The following is a 1141-nucleotide window of genomic DNA, read 5'->3' as shown; positions in this document are numbered from 1 at the left end:
CTAGCGAATCCCCTCAAAATCCCTTTTCTAAACAATGAGAAGGACGCGCACCGTACCCTTTGATCTAATGAATTTCGCCAAAAACCACATTCCACCAAGAGGAATTACCGATGCGCGATATTCAAATACTACAAGACACTCTAACTAATCACTGTCCCACTATTCATAAAAAACGGCTTCAATCTCTGTTACTTGCGACTGAGTCTGCAATCGGTGGAGCTGACCTTACTCTCACCAAACTCGGCCGCTCCCTTAACACCATAACCACTGCAAAACATGCCATCAAACGCGTGGATAGGCTTCTTGGCAATGCCCAGTTACACCGTGAAAAAGACGACATCTATAAGTGGAATGCGCGGCTTATTACCGGAGCCAACCCTTGCCCTGTAATACTGATTGATTGGTCTGATGTCAGAGAGCAATTACGTTATATGACCCTGCGAGCTTCCGTCGCCTTGGATGGCCGGGCAGTGACGCTTTACGAGCAGGCCTTTGAATATGCGCAGTATAACTCGCCCATAACCCATCAATACTTCCTTGATAAGCTTCAGGTAATACTACCTCAGGGTACCACACCCATTATTGTCTCTGACGCAGGTTTTCGAAACACCTGGTTTCGACAGGTTCAGAATAAGGGCTGGTTTTGGCTGGGTCGTGTTCGCGGTGAGGTCTCGATTAAAATCGAACAGATGGATTGGCAATGGAACAAGAAACTTTACCCCAAAGCCACGAGTAAACCTCTTTTTCTCGGGCGTTCCCAACTCGCTCGTCGCTCTCCCCTTAACTGCAGTGCATATCTGGTGAAACAAACGCCGAAGGGGCGAAAAGCACAACGTCACTCCCGTACCTGTCAGAAGCACACCGCTTCTCGGCTCTTTGCCAAAAATGCCAATGAACCTTGGTTACTTGTCACCAACATCCCTAATACAACGCTCAATGCCGTCCAGATAACCCGCTTATATGCAAAGAGGATGCAGATTGAAGAAGCCTTCCGTGATTTAAAAAGCACAGCCTATGGATTGGCACTTCGCCATAATCGAACCCGCTGCACTAAACGTCTCAATATATTGCTATTAATTGGACTACTGGCAGAGATACTCATGTGGTGGAATGGGCTGGTTGCAACCCAAGCAAAGTGGCA

At 47.5% G+C, this 1141-nt stretch carries 1 protein-coding gene; it reads left to right on the top strand.

Annotated features, from left to right (window positions below; genetic code table 11):
- Positions 1 to 110 precede the first annotated feature (110 nt).
- On the top strand, positions 111 to 1141 hold a 1031-nt coding region (locus LRP49_RS25110; protein WP_274146402.1), incomplete at its 3' end, for an IS4 family transposase.

Origin of the sequence: Enterovibrio qingdaonensis (assembly GCF_028683135.1) — a bacterium.
Taxonomy (GTDB): domain Bacteria; phylum Pseudomonadota; class Gammaproteobacteria; order Enterobacterales; family Vibrionaceae; genus Enterovibrio; species Enterovibrio qingdaonensis.
This window is presented reverse-complemented; position numbering and strand designations above follow the sequence as displayed.